The sequence below is a fragment of the Klebsiella sp. SYXHC3 genome (assembly GCF_057196925.1).
In genome coordinates, this window is the sequence record NZ_JBXUNG010000001.1 from 213,746 (window position 1) to 230,020 (window position 16,275).

The window sequence follows — 16,275 nt, forward strand, 5'->3', positions numbered from 1 at the left end:
ACTTTTCCCACTGTTGATTATTTCTCTTATGTATTTTTCGTATACACAACTTTGGGGTTAGTGATGTTTAAGCGTTTCTTTATAACAGGTACTGACACTGCTGTCGGGAAGACGGTAGTATCCCGCGCGCTGCTGCAGGCACTTGCTGCCAGCGGTAAAAGCGTCGCCGGGTATAAGCCTGTGGCGAAGGGCAGCAAAGAGACGCCGGAAGGACTGCGTAACAAAGATGCGCTGGTATTACAGAGCGTGTCGACGCTGTCGCTGCCGTATGATGCTGTCAATCCCATCGCGTTAAGCGAAGAAGAAAGCAGCGTGGCGCACAGCTGCCCGATCAACTACGGCTTACTCAGTGACGGCCTGCAGCAGCTCAGCGGCAGAGTGGATCATGTCGTAGTGGAAGGTACCGGCGGCTGGCGCAGCCTGATGAACGACTTACGCCCGCTCTCCGAGTGGGTAGTGCAGGAACAACTGCCGGTAGTGTTGGTGGTGGGCATTCAGGAAGGGTGTATCAACCATGCACTGTTGACCGCTCAGGCGATCGCCAACGACGGTCTGCCGTTAATCGGCTGGGTCGCCAACCGCATTAACCCTGGCCTTGCGCACTACGCTGAAATTATTGATGTGTTGAGCAAAAAGCTGCCTGCGCCGCTGATTGGCGAGCTGCCTTATCTGCCGCGCGCCGAACAGCGCGAACTCAGCCAGTATGTTGACTTAGACGTGCTCGGCAACGTGATGGCGATAGATCGAATCCCGGCGTAACGTTCGCGACACTACCGAAGCCAGTACGCAGGCGATCAATAAACCGGGCAGCAGCACATACTGCCCGGTCATCTCACAAATCATCAGCGTCGACATCATTGGCGCATGCGTTGTCGCGGCGAGAAACGCCGCCATTCCGGTTAACCCAATCATAATCGCTATGTTCTGATCGTTATCTAACCACAGCCCGCTAAAAGTGGCGAATAGCATTCCTATTGCCAGCCCGACGAATAGCGTCGGGGTAAAGACGCCGCCCGGCGCGCCGGAGCCGCTGCTGGCCAGCACCGCCAACAGCTTACAGACAAAGACGATGATAATGACGCTAAATAGCGGCGGCGATAGCAGATAGCTTTGCACCACGCTATAACCATTGCCCCATACTGCCGGGGTAATAAGCGATAACATGCCGACGATGAGTCCCCCCAGCGCCAGCTGCCACGGCGGCGACAGTTTCAGCCTCACGAAGCCACGGTGGCTGTAGTCCATCAGCCAGATGAACAGCGGCCCGCACAGACCGGTCAGCAGGCCGGTTGCCAGCATTAAACCGTAATGCAGCGCGGTCAGGTTTTGTTGCAAGACGACGTGGTACAGCGGCGCGGCGCCGCCATTGAGTAAATTGGTCAGCAGCAGGGCGATCACCGCTGAAATGACCACCGGCCCGAGCGAGGCCAGCATCAGGGTGCCGAAGAGGATTTCGGCGATAAACAGGCTCCCCGCCAGCGGCGCATGATAGGCGCTGGCCATCCCGGCGGCGGCGCCGCAGGCGACCCACAGCTTCCATTCAGCGCGCGGGGTAAAACGGCGGGCAAACAGCGAGGCGGCCAGCGCGGCCAGCAGGATCATGGCCCCTTCGCGGCCAATGGCGCTGCCGGTCACGACCACCAGCAGCGATGCCAGCGATTTGACGAGGCTTGCCGGCGTATCGAAACAGCCATCGCCGGTTTCCAGCGCTTCCATGTAATCGGTCGGGGCGTGCGGACGCGACACGTTGCGCCGTTGCCATAACCAGAGTAATGTCCCCGCCGCGATTCCGCCAAGCGCCGGCGTCAGCAGCCGACGCCACCACGGTAGCGACTGCGCGGCGTTCACCAGACTGCCGCTATCATTACCGAGAAATAAAGTTTCCAGTGCCACCATCGAGTGGCGAAACAGCGCCACGGCCAGCGCCGCAAAGATGCCGACGAGCGTGGCGATGATCAGGCGACGGAACATCACCTGCACATCAGGGTAGTTATGAAGACGATGCATTAGCGGGAATGAAATTGGGAGTCATAGCGTTATTGTGATAGGGAATAACCTTAGATGCAAAAGCTATAAGTGCCGCGCCGGGGATCGACGCGGCGGGTGAGTTAACGATACAGCTGCTTTTCCGCCACCGCGATGGGCAAATATTCCTGCCAGTTAGCCAGCGTCGACTGCGCCAGTTGGCCCAGCGCCCGATAGAACGGATGCCCGGCGTTTTCCATAAAGACGCTCAGAAAACGCCCGGACCACGGCAGTAGATGCCAGGCCAGCAGTTGCGCAAACAACTCATCCTGATTTGTTTCACACAGCCATGCGGCCAGCAGCAGCAGTGTTCCGAAGTGGTCTTCGGGTTCGTTGCGCTCAAGATCCAGCGCAATACCGCTGGTGCGCATCCACTCGCGCAGCGCAAGCGTTGAGTCGCCGAATAACACCGACTCTTTATCCAGCCACACCGAACCCCACGGCGGAGCGGGAAGCGCCCATGGACCGATAAACAGACGCTGCCAGGCTTGCGGCAGCGCCTCGTCGCTGCTGGCGGCGAATTCCATTGCCAGTGAATCGGAGACCGGGAACGGCCACTGCGGCTGCCAGCTACCATCGAGAAAAGCGGCGACCAGCGGCGTGTTTTGCTCGCTATTCGGCGCATAAGAGAACAGCGCGCCCAACGTGCGGGCGCTTAGTGCGACGGCGTCGCGATTTGGGATCTGCATCATTACCCTATTCCTTACTGCGGCGCGCACAGGCGCGCCGTCTTGTTAACCCGCAACCGCCATACCCACGGTCATATGCAGGCCATAAAACAGGCCGCGGCCTATACACTCCGCGACTAAAACCATTATCAGCCCGATCAATAACCCGGCGGCGCGCGGCGGCTGGCGGCGGATCAGCGGACACAGCCAGCAGCCGAGACCGAGCGCCAGCAGGATCAGCCGTAGAACCTGTAGTCTGCCGTAATCCGGTAGCAGGGCGTTCGCCTGTTGTACTGAACTGTGGATCGTGCCGAGATCCGCGCTTTGCAAGACAACAACGGCCACGCTGATGATGAGTGCGGCCACGCTAATAGCGGCAAAAAACCAGCCGTTGAAATCGACTTTCGCCAGCTTTAGCAGCAGGGCAGCGAACAGCGGACCGGCGAGCAGTACCGTCAGGAAGAACGCGCTGGTGGTGTAGCCATTGTACCACGTTGGCACGGTGTCAATTTGGTAGACCCGGGTCATCGCCATCACAAATAGCAGCCCCAGCAACATGGTGAGAAACAACCAGATTTTGCCAAGTGCCGAGGGCATTTTTCCCACCGCCGCCAATAGCCACCAGAATCCGCCGACGATGAAGAAGAGGGCGCCGCTGGCGATTTCATTACTGAGCGCTGAAGCGCCAACGCGGTTCAATGAGTTAAATGCCCGTAGCGGCGAGCCGAGATGCATGACAGAAGCAAGAAAACCTATTCCCATCAATAGCCAGATAAAGAACATGCTGCGCACCAGCCGCTCTCGCGCTTCGCGCTGATCGCAGAGCGACACCCAGCCCAGGCCGCTGACAATAACCGCGCCAGCTACGCATTGCCCCAGTACCGTAAACAGAACCAGCGGCCATTCATGCCATCCATTTCCCATTTTAGACCTCCTGCGGATTGGCCAGATAGCCGGTGGTATCGCCGCACGGACGGCTGTTGGCGTTTGGTTTTATCACAATGTTCGGCCTGGTGAAGTGCGCCGACGGCAGCGGCGCCACGGCGGCCAGTTGGCCGTGCTTTTCACGCAGTTCGGCAATCGGCCCGAAGTCCAGCGCCCGCAGCGGGCAGGACTCGACGCAAATCGGTTTCTTGCCTTGTGCCACACGCTCGTGACAGCCATCGCATTTGGTCATATGCCCTTTAGCGGCGTTGTACTGCGGCGCGCCATACGGGCAGGCCATATGGCAGTAGCGACAGCCGATGCACACCTCTTCATTGACCACCACAAAACCATCTTCGCGCTTGTGCATCGCTCCGCTCGGGCAGACCTTGGTGCACGCCGGGTCTTCGCAGTGGTTACAGGCGATGGAAAGGTAGTAGGCAAAAACGTTCTGATTCCAGACACCGTTGTCCTCCTGCCAGTCGCCGCCGGCATACTCATAGATACGACGGAAGCTGACGTCCGGCGTCAGGTTCTTGTAGTCTTTACAGGCCAGCTCGCAGGTTTTGCAACCGGTGCAACGGGCGGAATCGATAAAAAATCCGTATTGAGCGCTCATGGTTTACTCCTTAAACCTTCTCGATTTCGACCAGGTTGGTATGCTGCGGGTTTCCCTTCGCCAGCGGTGAAGGCCGGTGGGTGGTGAGGGTATTCATGCAGGCGCCGTGGTCGACGCGATCGCCAGCCATATTGGCATCGTGCCATGCTCCCTGACCCATCGCCGTTACCCCAGGCATAATACGCGGCGTAACTTTTGCCGGAATACGCAGTTCGCCGCGCTGATTAAAGACGCGCACCATGTCGCCGTTTTTAATCCCACGTTTTTCGGCATCGATGGGGTTAAGCCACACTTCCTGGCGGCAGGCCGCTTGTAAGACATCGACGTTGCCGTAGCTGGAGTGGGTACGCGCCTTATAATGGAAGCCAAACATTTGCAGCGGGAATTGGCTGCGCAACGGATCGTCCCAGCCTTCAAAGGTGGAGGCATAGACCGGCAGCGGGCTAATGACTTCGTCTTTTTCCAGTTGCCAGCGGGCGGCAATATCGGCGAGGCGGCTGGAGTAAATCTCAATTTTGCCGGAGGGGGTTTTTAGCGGATTCGCTTCAGGGTCGCGACGGAAATCGCGATAGGCGACGAAATGGCCGTTCGGGTCTTTACGCTTGTAAATGCCCATTTTCTTGAGCTCGTCATAACCCGGCAGCGCCGGATCTTTGGCGACCATTTTGCCGTACAGATACTGTAACCACTGCTCCTGAGTTCGTCCTTCGGTGAAGCGCTGATGCACATCGTCGCCAAGGCGTTTTGCCACTTCACTTAAGATCCAGTAGATAGGTTTGCGTTCGAACTTCGCCGTGGTGGCGGGCTGGATGAAAATCAGATAGCCCATATTGCCGGCATAGTCGTTAGGAATGATATCTTCTTGTTCGACGGTCATCAGATCCGGCAGCAGAATATCAGCGTATTTTGCCGACGAGGTCATAAAGTTTTCGATAACCACGACCATCTCGCATTTGCTCTCGTCCTGCAGGATATCGTGGGTTTTATTGATGTCGGAATGCTGGTTAATGATGGTGTTGCCAGCATAGTTCCACAGAAATTTAATAGGGACCGTCAGCTTCTCTTTGCCGCGCACGCCGTCGCGGGTGGCGGTCATCTCCGGCCCGCGAGCGATAGCGTCGGTCCAGCTAAAGCAGGAGATGGCGGTTTTTACCGGATTCTCCAGCACCGGCAGGCGCTCAATGGTGATGGTATAGGTCGATTCGCGGGCGCCGCTGTTACCCCCGTTAATGCCGACGTTGCCGGTTAAAATCGGCAGCATGGCGATAGCCCGCGCGGAGAGTTCGCCGTTCGCCTGGCGTTGCGGGCCCCAGCCCTGGCAGATATAGGCGGGTTTGGTCATACCAATTTCGCGCGCCAGCTTAATGATGCGATCGGCGGGAATACCGGTAATACGCGAGGCCCACTGCGGTGTCTTGGCGGTAGCGTCGTCCCCCTGGCCGAGAATATAGGCTTTATAGTGGCCGTTGGCCGGGGCATCGGCCGGCAAGGTTTTCTCATCGTAGCCGATGCAGTATTTATCGAGGAACGGCTGGTCGACCAGATTTTCGTTAATCAATACCCAGGCGATACCGGCGACCAGCGCCGCATCGGTACCGGGACGAATCGGGATCCACTCATCTTCGCGCCCGGCCGCGGTATCGGTATAGCGTGGGTCGATGACGATCATACGGGCGTTAGAGCGCTCACGCGCCTGCTCCAGGTACCAGGTGATGCCGCCGCCGCTCATGCGGGTTTCCGCCGGGTTATTGCCGAACATCACCACCAGTTTACTGTTTTCAATATCCGAGGTGCTGTTGCCGTCGTTGCTACCGTAGGTATAGGGCATGGCGCAGGCGATCTGCGCCGTACTGTAGGTGCCGTACTGGTTGAGCGATCCGCCGTAGCAGTTCATCAGCCGCATTACCGGCGAGGCGGAAGGGGAAGAGCGGGTCATATTGCCGCCGACAATTCCGGAAGAGTAGTTAATATAGACCGCTTCGTTGCCGTACTCTTTTACCACGCGTTTCAGACTTTCTGCGATGGTATCCAGCGCTTCGGTCCAACTAATGCGCTCGAATTTTCCTTCGCCGCGTTTGCCGACGCGTTTCATTGGGTAGTTTAGACGATCGGGGTGGTTGATACGCCGGCGAATAGAACGCCCGCGCAGGCAGGCGCGAACCTGATGATCGCCGTAGATATCGTGGCCGGTATTATCGGTTTCCACCCACACCACTTCGTCGTCGCGGACGTGCAGGCGTAGCGCGCAGCGACTGCCGCAGTTAACCGAGCAGGCCCCCCATACGGTTTTTTCTTCTGCTCCGGTGGCTTGCTGCACGGCGGCGGCCGCGGCGCGTAGACTGAACGGCAGCGACAGACCGCCGGCAGCCAGGGCCAGTGAACCGATTGCTGAGGATTTTATGAGGTTGCGACGGCTGACGCCGCCGGGATGTTCTGGGTAGGACATTGTGCTCACTCCATGATTTTTATTATGCGAAATGCCGCTGGCAACAGCGTGGTTGCTGGCGCATGGGTGAGGAATAATACTTAAATAGGGGTAGGCGAATCTTATCTCCGGTCAACCAGAGATAAGATCCTTCACTCGAAAGCGGCGGTTATTGCCCGTCTGAATCGGTGGCCGCCGCGTCGCCGTTGCGGGTATAGATTATCTTGAAGGTGTCGTTAGCGCAGTGGCCCACCACCTGAGCGCCGGGTTGGTCAGGCTGATCGTTCGGTACAATGGCCAGGCTAAAACCAGAAGCCGGAACGCCGTTGTTGATGATCTTTTGCTGGATCTCGCCTTTTACCCGCTCGCAGGAGTCCGGCGCTGCCAGTGCGGATGCCGAACTCAGCAGCAGGGCCGCGCACAACCATGAGGATAGTTTCATCATAAGCTCCTTATTGATGTCATCCAGTTTTAAGCATAGCAGAATTGGTGTAAACAATTGTATTTGCTAAAATGATTGGAATGTTCCCAAAAAGGTAGCGGCTGTGAATAAACTGTTATTGCTGATCCCGGCGGCGTTGCTGCTCAGCGCCTGCGATAAGCCGTCAGCGCCGGCGGCGTTTACCCCGGAGATGGCCAGTTTTTCCAATGAGTTTGAGTTCGATCCGCTGCGCGGCCCGGTTAAAACCTTTACTCAGATCCTGTTCGACGACCAGGGCGAAATGGTGAAACGGGTGCGTGCCCAGGTGTCGGCAGAAGGCTGTTTTGATCTGCTGGATTTTACCGACCTCGAAAACAAAACCGGCGCCACGCTGATACTTGACGCGAATTACTATCTGGATGCGCAAACGCAGGAGAAACGCCTGCGGCTGCAGGGGAAATGCCAGCTCGCCGAGATGCCGGCGGCGGGCGTCAGCTGGGAGACCGATGACAACGGCTTTGTGGTGACGGCTCGCGGGAAAGAGAGTACTTCCAGCTATCGCTACGACAGCGAAGGTTATCCGCTGGGCAAAACCACCACCGCGAAAGATGAGCGCTTCAGCGTCGTATCGACGCCGTCCACCGATCCGCGTAAAAAGCTCGATTACAGCGCGGTGAGCGTATTTAACGACCGCGCGTTAGGCAAGGTCAATCAAACCTGCGACTATGACGATCATGACAACCCGATCCGCTGCGAGATGCAGGTTGTCGATGAAAGCGTCCAGCCGGCGGTGACGCGACACTACAGCATCAAAAACAGTATCGACTATTACTGAGCCGTGGGCTTGAGTAGCGTCTGGCCTTGAGGACGATGTTTCTCAAGGTACTGATGCTGGAACAGGCACATGCGAATAGTATTGCGGTATTCGCCGTTGATAAAGAACTCGTGAATCAGCTCGCCTTCGACCATAAAACCGAGTTTGCGGTAGATGTGGATCGCTTTTTCATTTTCTTTATCGACAATCAGATACAGCTTATACAGATTCAGAACGGTAAAGCCGTAGTCCATTGCCAGCTTAGCGGCGCGCGTCGCCAGCCCTTTGCCCTGATATTCCGGGGAGATGATAATCTGGAACTCGGCGCGACGGTGAACGTGGTTTATCTCCACCAGTTCAACCAGCCCGGCTTTTTCGCCATCGCATTCGATAACGAAACGGCGTTCACTTTGATCGTGAATGTGTTTGTCGTAAAGGTCAGAGAGTTCGACGAAGGCCTCGTAAGGTTCTTCAAACCAGTAACGCATTACGCTGGCGTTATTATCAAGCTGGTGGACGAAGCGCAGGTCTTCGCGCTCAAGCGGGCGGAGTTTGACGTGAGGGGCGTCAGACATGGGAAATCCTGTGTGCATGAATAGAAATAGAGGATGGCGCCCACGGGCGCCGGGGAATTATGGCGTAATAACGCGACCGGTACGGCGGTCAAGACAGCGCAGGGTGTTAGGTTCCCAGTAGGCGTTGACGTTGGCGCTCTTCTGGCAGTTATCCTGCGCATCGAAGGCGACGTCGGTTTTGTCCCACTCTTTCTCCGCGCGTTTATTCACCTTCTGCCGTAGCGAGCGGGTATCGTTCCACTGCTCTTTTTCCATTGCGGCTTGCTGACGGCTCTGCGCGCTGTCGCCGGACTCGATCACCAGTTTGTCGGTTTGCGCGAAGGACGAAGCGGTATAGACCATTGCGCTTGCCGCCAGCAGGGCGGTCAGGCACCAGCGTTTATTGCGTGTCATTTTCATCACGATTTCCTTTGAGTGATAAAAAGGGTTAACCAGTTGGACAAGTTTACTACAACTCGCTACCCGCGCCTACCGGACAAAATGGCATGGGTGCCTGCGCATTATCGCGTACACTAGTGCAACAAATTGTCTCATTTACCAAACTTTAATGCTGAAAACCACGTTACTTTTCTTTGCTACCGCGCTGTGTGAAATCATCGGCTGTTACCTGCCGTGGCTATGGCTGAAGCGGGGCGGTTCGCCGCTGTTGTTGATCCCGACTGCGATGGCGCTGGCGATGTTCGTCTGGCTACTGACCCTGCACCCGGAGGCCAGCGGCAGAGTGTATGCCGCTTATGGCGGCGTCTACGTCTGCACCGCGCTGCTGTGGCTGCGTTTCGTCGATGGTGTGAAGCTAAGCCACTTTGACTGGGCGGGGGCGGCGATTGCGCTATGCGGCATGCTGATCATCGTTGCAGGCTGGGGGCGGGCTTAACGTCGCGCATCAGGATAAAAAATCGCCCTTTGTGATCTTCCACGCTAATTTTAACCTTGATTCTTGTATGGTAGCCGACTAGTTGCCTTACTTACTCTAACCGCATCATGCTGTTTATCGTAAGAGGCAATTATGGCTACACAAACCCTTGCCAGCGAAGCTGGCGCCAAACCCGTGCGCATTGGCCGGGTGCAAAAAGTCACCCTGACGCTGCTGTTTATCGCCGGTATCGTCAACTTCCTCGATCGTTCGTCATTAAGCGTCGCCGGTGAGGCTATTCGCGGCGATCTCGGGCTCAGCGCGACCGAATTTGGCGTACTGCTCTCCGCCTTCTCGCTATCATATGGTTTCGCGCAGCTGCCCTCGGGGATTTTGCTCGACCGCTTCGGCCCGCGGATCGTATTGGGGGCGGGGCTGATTTTCTGGTCGCTGATGCAGGCGCTGACCGGGGTAGTGAACTCCTTTAGCCATTTTATTTTACTGCGCATTGGCCTCGGAATTGGCGAAGCGCCGTTTATGCCGGCGGGGGTAAAATCCATTACCGACTGGTACGTACAAAAAGAGCGCGGCACCGCGGTCGGCATTTTTAACTCGTCAACGGTGCTTGGCCAGGCGATTGCGCCGCCAGCGCTGGTACTGATGCAGATAGCCTGGGGCTGGCGCACCATGTTCGTGGTTATCGGCCTTGCCGGGATCGTTGTGGGCCTGTGCTGGTACGCGTGGTATCGCAACCGCGCGCAGTTCGATCTGCAGCAGGAGGAGCGCCAGTATCTGGCGGCGCCGGAAAAAGCGCGCCCAACGCTGGTATTCAGCGAGTGGCTGGCGTTGTTCAAACGGCGCACCACCTGGGGAATGATTTTAGGCTTCTCCGGGGTTAACTATACCGGCTGGCTGTATATCGCGTGGCTGCCGGGTTATCTGCAGGCGCAGCAGGGATTGAGCCTTGCGAAAACCGGCTGGGTGGCGGCGATCCCGTTCCTGGCCGCGGCGGTGGGCATGTGGGTCAATGGGCTGGTGGTCGATGCGCTGGCGCGCCGCGGTTACGATCTGGCAAAAACGCGCAAAACGGCCATTGTGGTTGGCCTGACGCTTTCTGCGCTCGGCACGCTGCTGGTGGTGCAATCAAACTCGCCGACCCAGGCGGTGGCGTTTATCTCCATGGCACTATTCTGCGTCCACTTTGCCGGGACCTCGGCCTGGGGGCTGGTACAGGTGATGGTCAGCGAGAATAAAGTCGCGTCGGTGGCGGCGATTCAGAACTTCGGCAGCTTTGTTTTCGCCTCTTTTGCACCGGTCGTCACCGGTTGGGTGGTGGATACCACGCACTCCTTCAACCTGGCCTTGGTTATCGCCGCCTGCGTGACCTTTGCCGGCGCGCTGTGTTATTTCTTCATCGTAAAAGACTGCATCAATTAATCGCTAACGGGGGCGCCAGTCGCCCCCGCAACCACATCCGTTTGTGATCCTTCGCATCTTTTTTAAATATCATACTTGTATGGTAGTAGGTCTGGTGATTTAATTTTGATCACTAACCGCACAGATGTAAGGAATTACCCATGAAGATCGTTGCCGCCGACGTGTTCGTTACCTGTCCAGGGCGTAACTTCGTCACCTTAAAAATCACCACCGATGAAGGGATTGTCGGCCTCGGTGATGCCACGCTAAACGGCCGTGAATTGTCGGTCGCCTCATACCTGAAAGATCACCTTTGTCCGCAGCTGATTGGCCGTGATGCTCACCGCATCGAAGATATCTGGCAGTTCTTCTACAAAGGCGCTTACTGGCGCCGCGGCCCGGTGACCATGTCGGCGATTTCCGCCGTTGATATGGCGCTGTGGGATATCAAAGCCAAAGCCGCCGGAATGCCGCTTTACCAACTGCTGGGTGGCGCCTCGCGCGAAGGGGTGATGGTCTACTGCCACACCACCGGTCATTCCATTGATGAAGTGCTGGACGACTACGCCCGCTATCAGGAAATGGGTTTTAAGGCGATCCGCGTGCAGTGCGGTATTCCGGGGATGAAGACCACCTACGGCATGGCCAAGGGCAAAGGTCAGGCATACGAGCCGGCGACCAAAGGCGTGTGGCCGGAAGAACAGCTGTGGTCAACGGAAAAATATCTCGATTTTACCCCGCGGCTGTTTGCCGCCGTGCGCGAAAGATTTGGCTTTAACGAGCACCTGCTACACGACATGCACCATCGCCTGACGCCAATCGAGGCGGCGCGCTTTGGTAAAAGCATTGAGGAGTATCGCCTGTTCTGGATGGAAGATCCGACCCCGGCAGAGAATCAGGCGTGCTTCCGCTTAATCCGCCAGCATACCGTCACGCCGATTGCCGTGGGCGAAGTCTTTAATAGCATCTGGGATTGCAAACAGCTGATTGAAGAGCAGCTCATTGATTATATCCGCACCACCATTACCCACGCTGGCGGGATCAGCGGCATGCGGCGCATCGCCGATTTTGCTTCGTTGTACCAGGTACGCACCGGTTCTCACGGGCCGTCAGATCTCTCTCCGGTATGTATGGCGGCGGCGCTGCATTTCGACCTGTGGGTGCCAAATTTCGGTGTACAGGAGTACATGGGCTATTCCGAACAGATGCTGGAGGTCTTCCCGCATAGCTGGCGTTTTGACAATGGCTATATGCATCCGGGCGATAAACCGGGGCTGGGCATCGAATTCGACGAGAAGCTGGCGGCGAAATATCCCTATGAACCCGCCTGTCTGCCGGTGGCGCGCCTCGAAGATGGCACGCTGTGGAATTGGTAAGGAGAGAAAAATGAAAAGTATTGTTATCCAACAGCCAAACGCGCTGGCGATTGAAGAACGGCCGCTGCCGCAGCCGGGAAACGGGGAAGTACGGATAAAGGTGAAACTGGCGGGAATTTGCGGCTCAGATAGCCACATCTATCGTGGACATAACCCGTTCGCCAAATATCCCCGGGTCATCGGCCACGAGTTTTTCGGCGTGATTGATGCCGTGGGCGAGGGGGTGACGGATAAAGTCGTGGGCCAGCGGGTGACGGTTGATCCGGTTATCAGCTGCGGCCACTGTTATCCCTGTTCGGTCGGTAAGCCCAACGTCTGCGCTTCGCTGGTGGTGCTGGGCGTCCATCGCGATGGCGGTTTTAGCGAATACGCGGTGGTGCCGGCCAAAAATGCCTGGCCGGTGCCGGAGAACGTGAGCGACCATCATGCGGTAATGGTTGAGCCCTTTACCATTGCGGCGAATGTCACCGGGCAGGCTAAACCACGCGAACAGGATATCGCGCTGGTCTACGGCGCCGGGCCGATGGGGCTGACCACCATTCAGGTGCTCAAGCGCGTCTATAACGTGCGGCAGGTCATCGTTGCCGATCAGATCCCCGAGCGGCTGCAGATGGCGCAGCAAAACGGCGCCGACTTGACCATCAATAATAAGGAACAGCCGCTGGCGCAGGCGCTGGAAGCGCAGGGTATCCGGCCGACGCTGATTATCGACGCCGCCTGCCATCCGGCGATTTTCGCAGAGGCCATCGCACTGGCCTCGCCGGCGGGCAGGATCGTATTGATGGGCTTTTCTACCGAACCTTCAATGGTGGCGCAGCAGGGGATTACCGGCAAAGAGCTCACTATTTATTCTTCCAGACTCAATGCCAATAAATTCCCGCTGGTTCTTGAGTGGTTGGCAAACGGATTAATAAATCCTGATCGGCTCATCACCCATCAGTTTGCTTTCGAGCATGTAGTCGATGCCATGACGTTATTTGAAGAAGATCGCAAGCATTGTTGTAAGGTGTTATTAACCTTCAACGCATAAATATAAATAACCTCGCTGTATCCTACTTTAGAGATTATTATTATGACGACAGCTAAAAAAGAGAGAAGCACCTCGGATCTAATTCGCGCCGCGGTATCCGGTTGGCTTGGCACGGCACTGGAGTTTATGGATTTTCAGCTTTATTCTTTAGGCGCCGCGCTGGTCTTTCATGAGATATTTTTCCCGGAGCAGTCGGCGGCTATGGCGCTGATATTAGCGATGGGAACCTATGGCGCAGGATATATTGCGCGGATCGTTGGCGCTTTCATATTCGGTAAAATGGGGGACCGCATCGGGCGTAAAAAGGTTCTGTTTATTACCATCACCATGATGGGAATTTGTACCACGTTGATCGGCGTTTTACCTACCTATGCGCAGATCGGTATTTTTGCACCGGTGTTACTGGTGACCCTGCGTATTATCCAGGGGCTGGGGGCGGGCGCCGAAATTTCCGGCGCCGGAACCATGCTGGCGGAGTATGCGCCAAAAGGCAAACGCGGCATCATCTCTTCTCTGGTGGCGATGGGCACCAACTGCGGGACGCTGAGCGCCACGGCCATCTGGGCGATAATGTTCTTCCTGCTCGATCGCGAACAACTCATCGCCTGGGGCTGGCGTATTCCGTTCCTCGCGAGCGTCGTGGTAATGATCTTTGCCATCTGGCTGCGTGTGAATCTGAAAGAAAGCCCGGTATTTGAACAGGTCAACGAAGCCGATGAAATTCAGGCTAAAGCCGCCGCCGCGCAAAACACGTTCGGCGCAATGTTAAAAAGTAAATCATTCTGGCTGGCGACCGGTTTACGTTTTGGTCAGGCTGGTAATTCCGGTTTGTTGCAAACATTTCTCGCGGGATATCTGGTACAGACTCTATTATTTGATAAGGCGATTCCGACCGATGCCTTAATGATTAGCTCAGTGATTGGTTTTATTACTATTCCGCTGTTAGGTTGGTTGTCAGATAAAGTTGGGCGCCGTTTACCTTATATTATCGTCAATATTTCGGCCATTATTCTGGCCTGGCCGATGCTGGCCATTATTGTCGATAAAAGCTATAGCGCCAGCACCATTATGCTATCGCTGATTGTCATTCATAACGTGGCGGTGCTGGGCTTGTTCGCGCTGGAAAATATTACTATGGCGGAAATGTTCGGATCGCGTAATCGCTTCACCAGAATGGCTATCTCAAAAGAGGCTGGCGGTCTGGTGGCGGTGGGATTCGGGCCGGTGCTGGCCGGTATCTTCTGTAACGTAACCGGTTCGTGGTGGCCGATTGTCGCGATGCTGATCTGCTATTCAGCTATCGGTCTCATCTCGTCCTTGCTGATGCCGGAAGTGTGCGACCGTGACCTGAGTCTGGACCACGATGCGGCGGACGCCGGTACGCGCCAGGCGCTGAGCGCGAACGGCCAATACGCGAAATCCTAATTTCATCGTTAACGCTATCCAGCCGGGTTTATTCCCGGCTCATTCCCGCCATTGCGCGCAGGATCACGAAACGCGACAGCGCCGGATCTTCTTGTATGGTAGTTGATGGAAATCAAAGATGTCATACCAATTGCGTGCGATGGTTTACCTCACCAAAACATTCTGTTTGAGAATGATTTATCAGTCATCATAAAAATGAGAGACACCATGGAAAACACGCTTTTAAACGCCAGGGCAACGCTTCCTTCTTACGATCGCAGCAAGCTGGTTTCTCGCATCGTTCATCTCGGTTTTGGGGCTTTCCACCGCGCCCATCAGGCGGTATATGCCGATATCCTTGCCGCCGAACACGGCAGCGACTGGGGCTATACCGAAGTGAACCTCATTGGCGGTGAGCAGCAGATTGCCGATTTGCAACAGCAGGACTTGCTCTATACGGTGGCTGAAATGTCCGCCGATGCCTGGACCGCGCGCGTCGTCGGCGTGGTGAAGCAGGCGATGCATGCGCAGGTCGATGGCCTGGAAAGCGTGTTGGCGAAAATGTGCGAACCGCAGGTGGCGATTGTCTCGCTGACCATCACCGAAAAAGGCTACTGCCACTCTCCGGCCACCGGCCAGCTGCAGCTCGATAACCCGCTGATTGCCGCCGATCTGCAAACTCCACACCAGCCGAAATCGGCGCCGGGCGTGGTGGTAGAAGCGCTGGCGCGCCGTCGCGCCGCCGGTCTGCCGGCTTTCAGCGTGATGTCCTGCGATAATATGCCGGAAAACGGCCACGTAATGCGCAACGTAGTTTGTGCGTATGCCCGCGCCGTTGATGACGAACTGGCGCAGTGGATTGAGCAGAACGTGACGTTCCCTTCCACAATGGTCGACCGCATCGTTCCGGCCGTGACCGCAGATACGCTGGATAAAATTGAACAACTCACCGGGGTGCGCGATCCGGCTGGTGTGGCCTGTGAACCGTTCCGCCAGTGGGTTATCGAAGATAACTTCGTGGCTGGTCGTCCGCAGTGGGAGAAAGCCGGTGCGGAGCTGGTCACTGACGTGGTGCCGTTTGAAGAGATGAAGCTGCGTATGCTCAACGGCAGCCACTCGTTCCTTGCTTATCTGGGTTATCTCGCCGGTTATCAGCATATCAATGATTGCATGCAGGATGATAACTACCGCCGCGCAGCGCAGGCGTTAATGTTGCAAGAGCAAGCGCCGACGCTAAAAGTACAGGGCGTCGATCTGGCGCGTTATGCTGGTTTGCTTATTGAGCGTTATAGCAATCCGGCGCTTAAGCATCGCACCTGGCAGATTGCGATGGACGGTAGTCAGAAGCTCCCGCAGCGTATGCTTGATTCCGTGTGCTGGCACCTGGCGCATCACAGTGATTTCAGCCTGCTGGCGCTGGGTATTGCCGGCTGGATGCGCTACGTGAGCGGCGTCGATGATCAGGGGCAGGCGATTGAAATCAGCGATCCGCTGCTGCCGGTAATTCAACAGGCGGTGCAGGGCAGTAAAGAGGGTAGCGAACGCGTGCAGGCGCTGCTGGGTATTAAGGCCATTTTCGGCGATAGCCTGCCGCAGGAAGCGCGTTTTGTCGATGCGGTGACGGCGGCGTATCTCTCTTTACAGATTCACGGCGCGAAGGCGACCGTTGCCGAATGGGCTAAAGCCCAGTAAAAAACCATCATTCCATTAGTAGCCCGGCAACGT

Annotated in this window: 15 protein-coding genes and 1 pseudogene; 8 read left to right on the forward strand and 8 right to left on the reverse strand. The window is 56.4% G+C overall.

What is annotated here, in order from left to right; all coding sequences use genetic code 11:
- Nucleotides 1-63: 63 nt before the first annotated feature.
- Nucleotides 64-759 (forward strand): dethiobiotin synthase, encoded by a 696-nt coding sequence (bioD, locus tag AC2CGP_RS01020; protein ID WP_015366772.1) that lies wholly within the window; start codon nucleotides 64-66, stop codon nucleotides 757-759.
- On the opposite strand, the gene clcB is transcribed toward bioD, so the two are convergent.
- From clcB to AC2CGP_RS01050, 6 genes are all read right to left on the reverse strand, one after another.
- Nucleotides 712-2,007 carry a voltage-gated ClC-type chloride channel ClcB gene (clcB, locus tag AC2CGP_RS01025; protein ID WP_020078944.1) on the reverse strand — a complete coding sequence of 432 codons (1,296 nt, stop codon included), beginning with the start codon at nucleotides 2,005-2,007 and terminating at the stop codon, nucleotides 712-714. The genes bioD and clcB overlap by 48 nt on opposite strands.
- Before the next feature lie 101 nt (nucleotides 2,008-2,108).
- The gene (dmsD, locus tag AC2CGP_RS01030; protein WP_213759245.1) at nucleotides 2,109-2,717 is read right to left on the reverse strand and encodes a Tat proofreading chaperone DmsD; all 609 of its coding nucleotides are present in this window, start codon (nucleotides 2,715-2,717) and stop codon (nucleotides 2,109-2,111) included.
- Nucleotides 2,718-2,759: 42 nt separating this feature from the next.
- Nucleotides 2,760-3,617: a DmsC/YnfH family molybdoenzyme membrane anchor subunit gene (locus tag AC2CGP_RS01035; protein WP_015366769.1), complete on the reverse strand. Its 858-nt coding sequence runs from the start codon at nucleotides 3,615-3,617 to the stop codon at nucleotides 2,760-2,762.
- A gap of 1 nt (nucleotide 3,618) precedes the next feature.
- Nucleotides 3,619-4,236 carry a DMSO/selenate family reductase complex B subunit gene (locus AC2CGP_RS01040; protein WP_046883579.1) on the reverse strand — a complete coding sequence of 206 codons (618 nt, stop codon included), beginning with the start codon at nucleotides 4,234-4,236 and terminating at the stop codon, nucleotides 3,619-3,621.
- Nucleotides 4,237-4,246: 10 nt separating this feature from the next.
- Nucleotides 4,247-6,682, reverse strand: a complete 2,436-nt coding sequence (ynfE, locus tag AC2CGP_RS01045) for a selenate/tellurate reductase subunit YnfE (RefSeq protein WP_213759246.1) — start codon at nucleotides 6,680-6,682, stop codon at nucleotides 4,247-4,249.
- A gap of 148 nt (nucleotides 6,683-6,830) precedes the next feature.
- Nucleotides 6,831-7,103 (reverse strand): DUF1161 domain-containing protein, encoded by a 273-nt coding sequence (locus AC2CGP_RS01050; protein WP_015366766.1) that lies wholly within the window; start codon nucleotides 7,101-7,103, stop codon nucleotides 6,831-6,833.
- Nucleotides 7,104-7,206: 103 nt separating this feature from the next.
- Between AC2CGP_RS01050 and AC2CGP_RS01055 the strand changes: the two genes are divergently transcribed.
- Entirely contained in the window at nucleotides 7,207-7,917 is a 711-nt protein-coding gene (locus AC2CGP_RS01055; protein ID WP_213759247.1) for a YnfC family lipoprotein, read from the forward strand.
- Here AC2CGP_RS01055 and speG read toward each other — a convergent pair.
- Nucleotides 7,911-8,471 (reverse strand): spermidine N1-acetyltransferase, encoded by a 561-nt coding sequence (gene speG / locus AC2CGP_RS01060; protein WP_015366764.1) that lies wholly within the window; start codon nucleotides 8,469-8,471, stop codon nucleotides 7,911-7,913. The genes AC2CGP_RS01055 and speG overlap by 7 nt on opposite strands.
- Before the next feature lie 57 nt (nucleotides 8,472-8,528).
- Entirely contained in the window at nucleotides 8,529-8,870 is a 342-nt protein-coding gene (locus tag AC2CGP_RS01065) for a DUF1283 family protein (protein WP_015366763.1), read from the reverse strand.
- An 86-nt stretch (nucleotides 8,871-8,956) separates the two neighbouring features.
- On the opposite strand from AC2CGP_RS01065, the pseudogene AC2CGP_RS01070 reads away from it, so the two are divergent.
- The 6 genes and pseudogenes from AC2CGP_RS01070 to AC2CGP_RS01095 all read left to right on the forward strand — a co-directional run bounded on the left by AC2CGP_RS01070 (nucleotide 8,957) and on the right by AC2CGP_RS01095 (nucleotide 16,242).
- Nucleotides 8,957-9,345, forward strand: a pseudogene (locus AC2CGP_RS01070) (YnfA family protein).
- A 132-nt stretch (nucleotides 9,346-9,477) separates the two neighbouring features.
- Nucleotides 9,478-10,761, forward strand: a complete 1,284-nt coding sequence (locus AC2CGP_RS01075) for an MFS transporter (protein WP_032705753.1) — start codon at nucleotides 9,478-9,480, stop codon at nucleotides 10,759-10,761.
- Between the two features lie 140 nt (nucleotides 10,762-10,901).
- Nucleotides 10,902-12,116 (forward strand): D-mannonate dehydratase ManD, encoded by a 1,215-nt coding sequence (gene manD, locus AC2CGP_RS01080; RefSeq protein WP_213759248.1) that lies wholly within the window; start codon nucleotides 10,902-10,904, stop codon nucleotides 12,114-12,116.
- A gap of 10 nt (nucleotides 12,117-12,126) precedes the next feature.
- Nucleotides 12,127-13,146, forward strand: coding sequence for a Zn-dependent oxidoreductase (locus AC2CGP_RS01085; RefSeq protein ID WP_213759249.1), 1,020 nt, complete (start codon nucleotides 12,127-12,129; stop codon nucleotides 13,144-13,146).
- A gap of 42 nt (nucleotides 13,147-13,188) precedes the next feature.
- Entirely contained in the window at nucleotides 13,189-14,571 is a 1,383-nt protein-coding gene (locus AC2CGP_RS01090; RefSeq protein WP_213759250.1) for an MFS transporter, read from the forward strand.
- A gap of 207 nt (nucleotides 14,572-14,778) precedes the next feature.
- On the forward strand, nucleotides 14,779-16,242 hold the full coding sequence (locus AC2CGP_RS01095; RefSeq protein WP_213759251.1) for a mannitol dehydrogenase family protein: 1,464 nt from the start codon (nucleotides 14,779-14,781) through the stop codon (nucleotides 16,240-16,242).
- The last annotated feature ends 33 nt before the right edge of the window (nucleotides 16,243-16,275 follow it).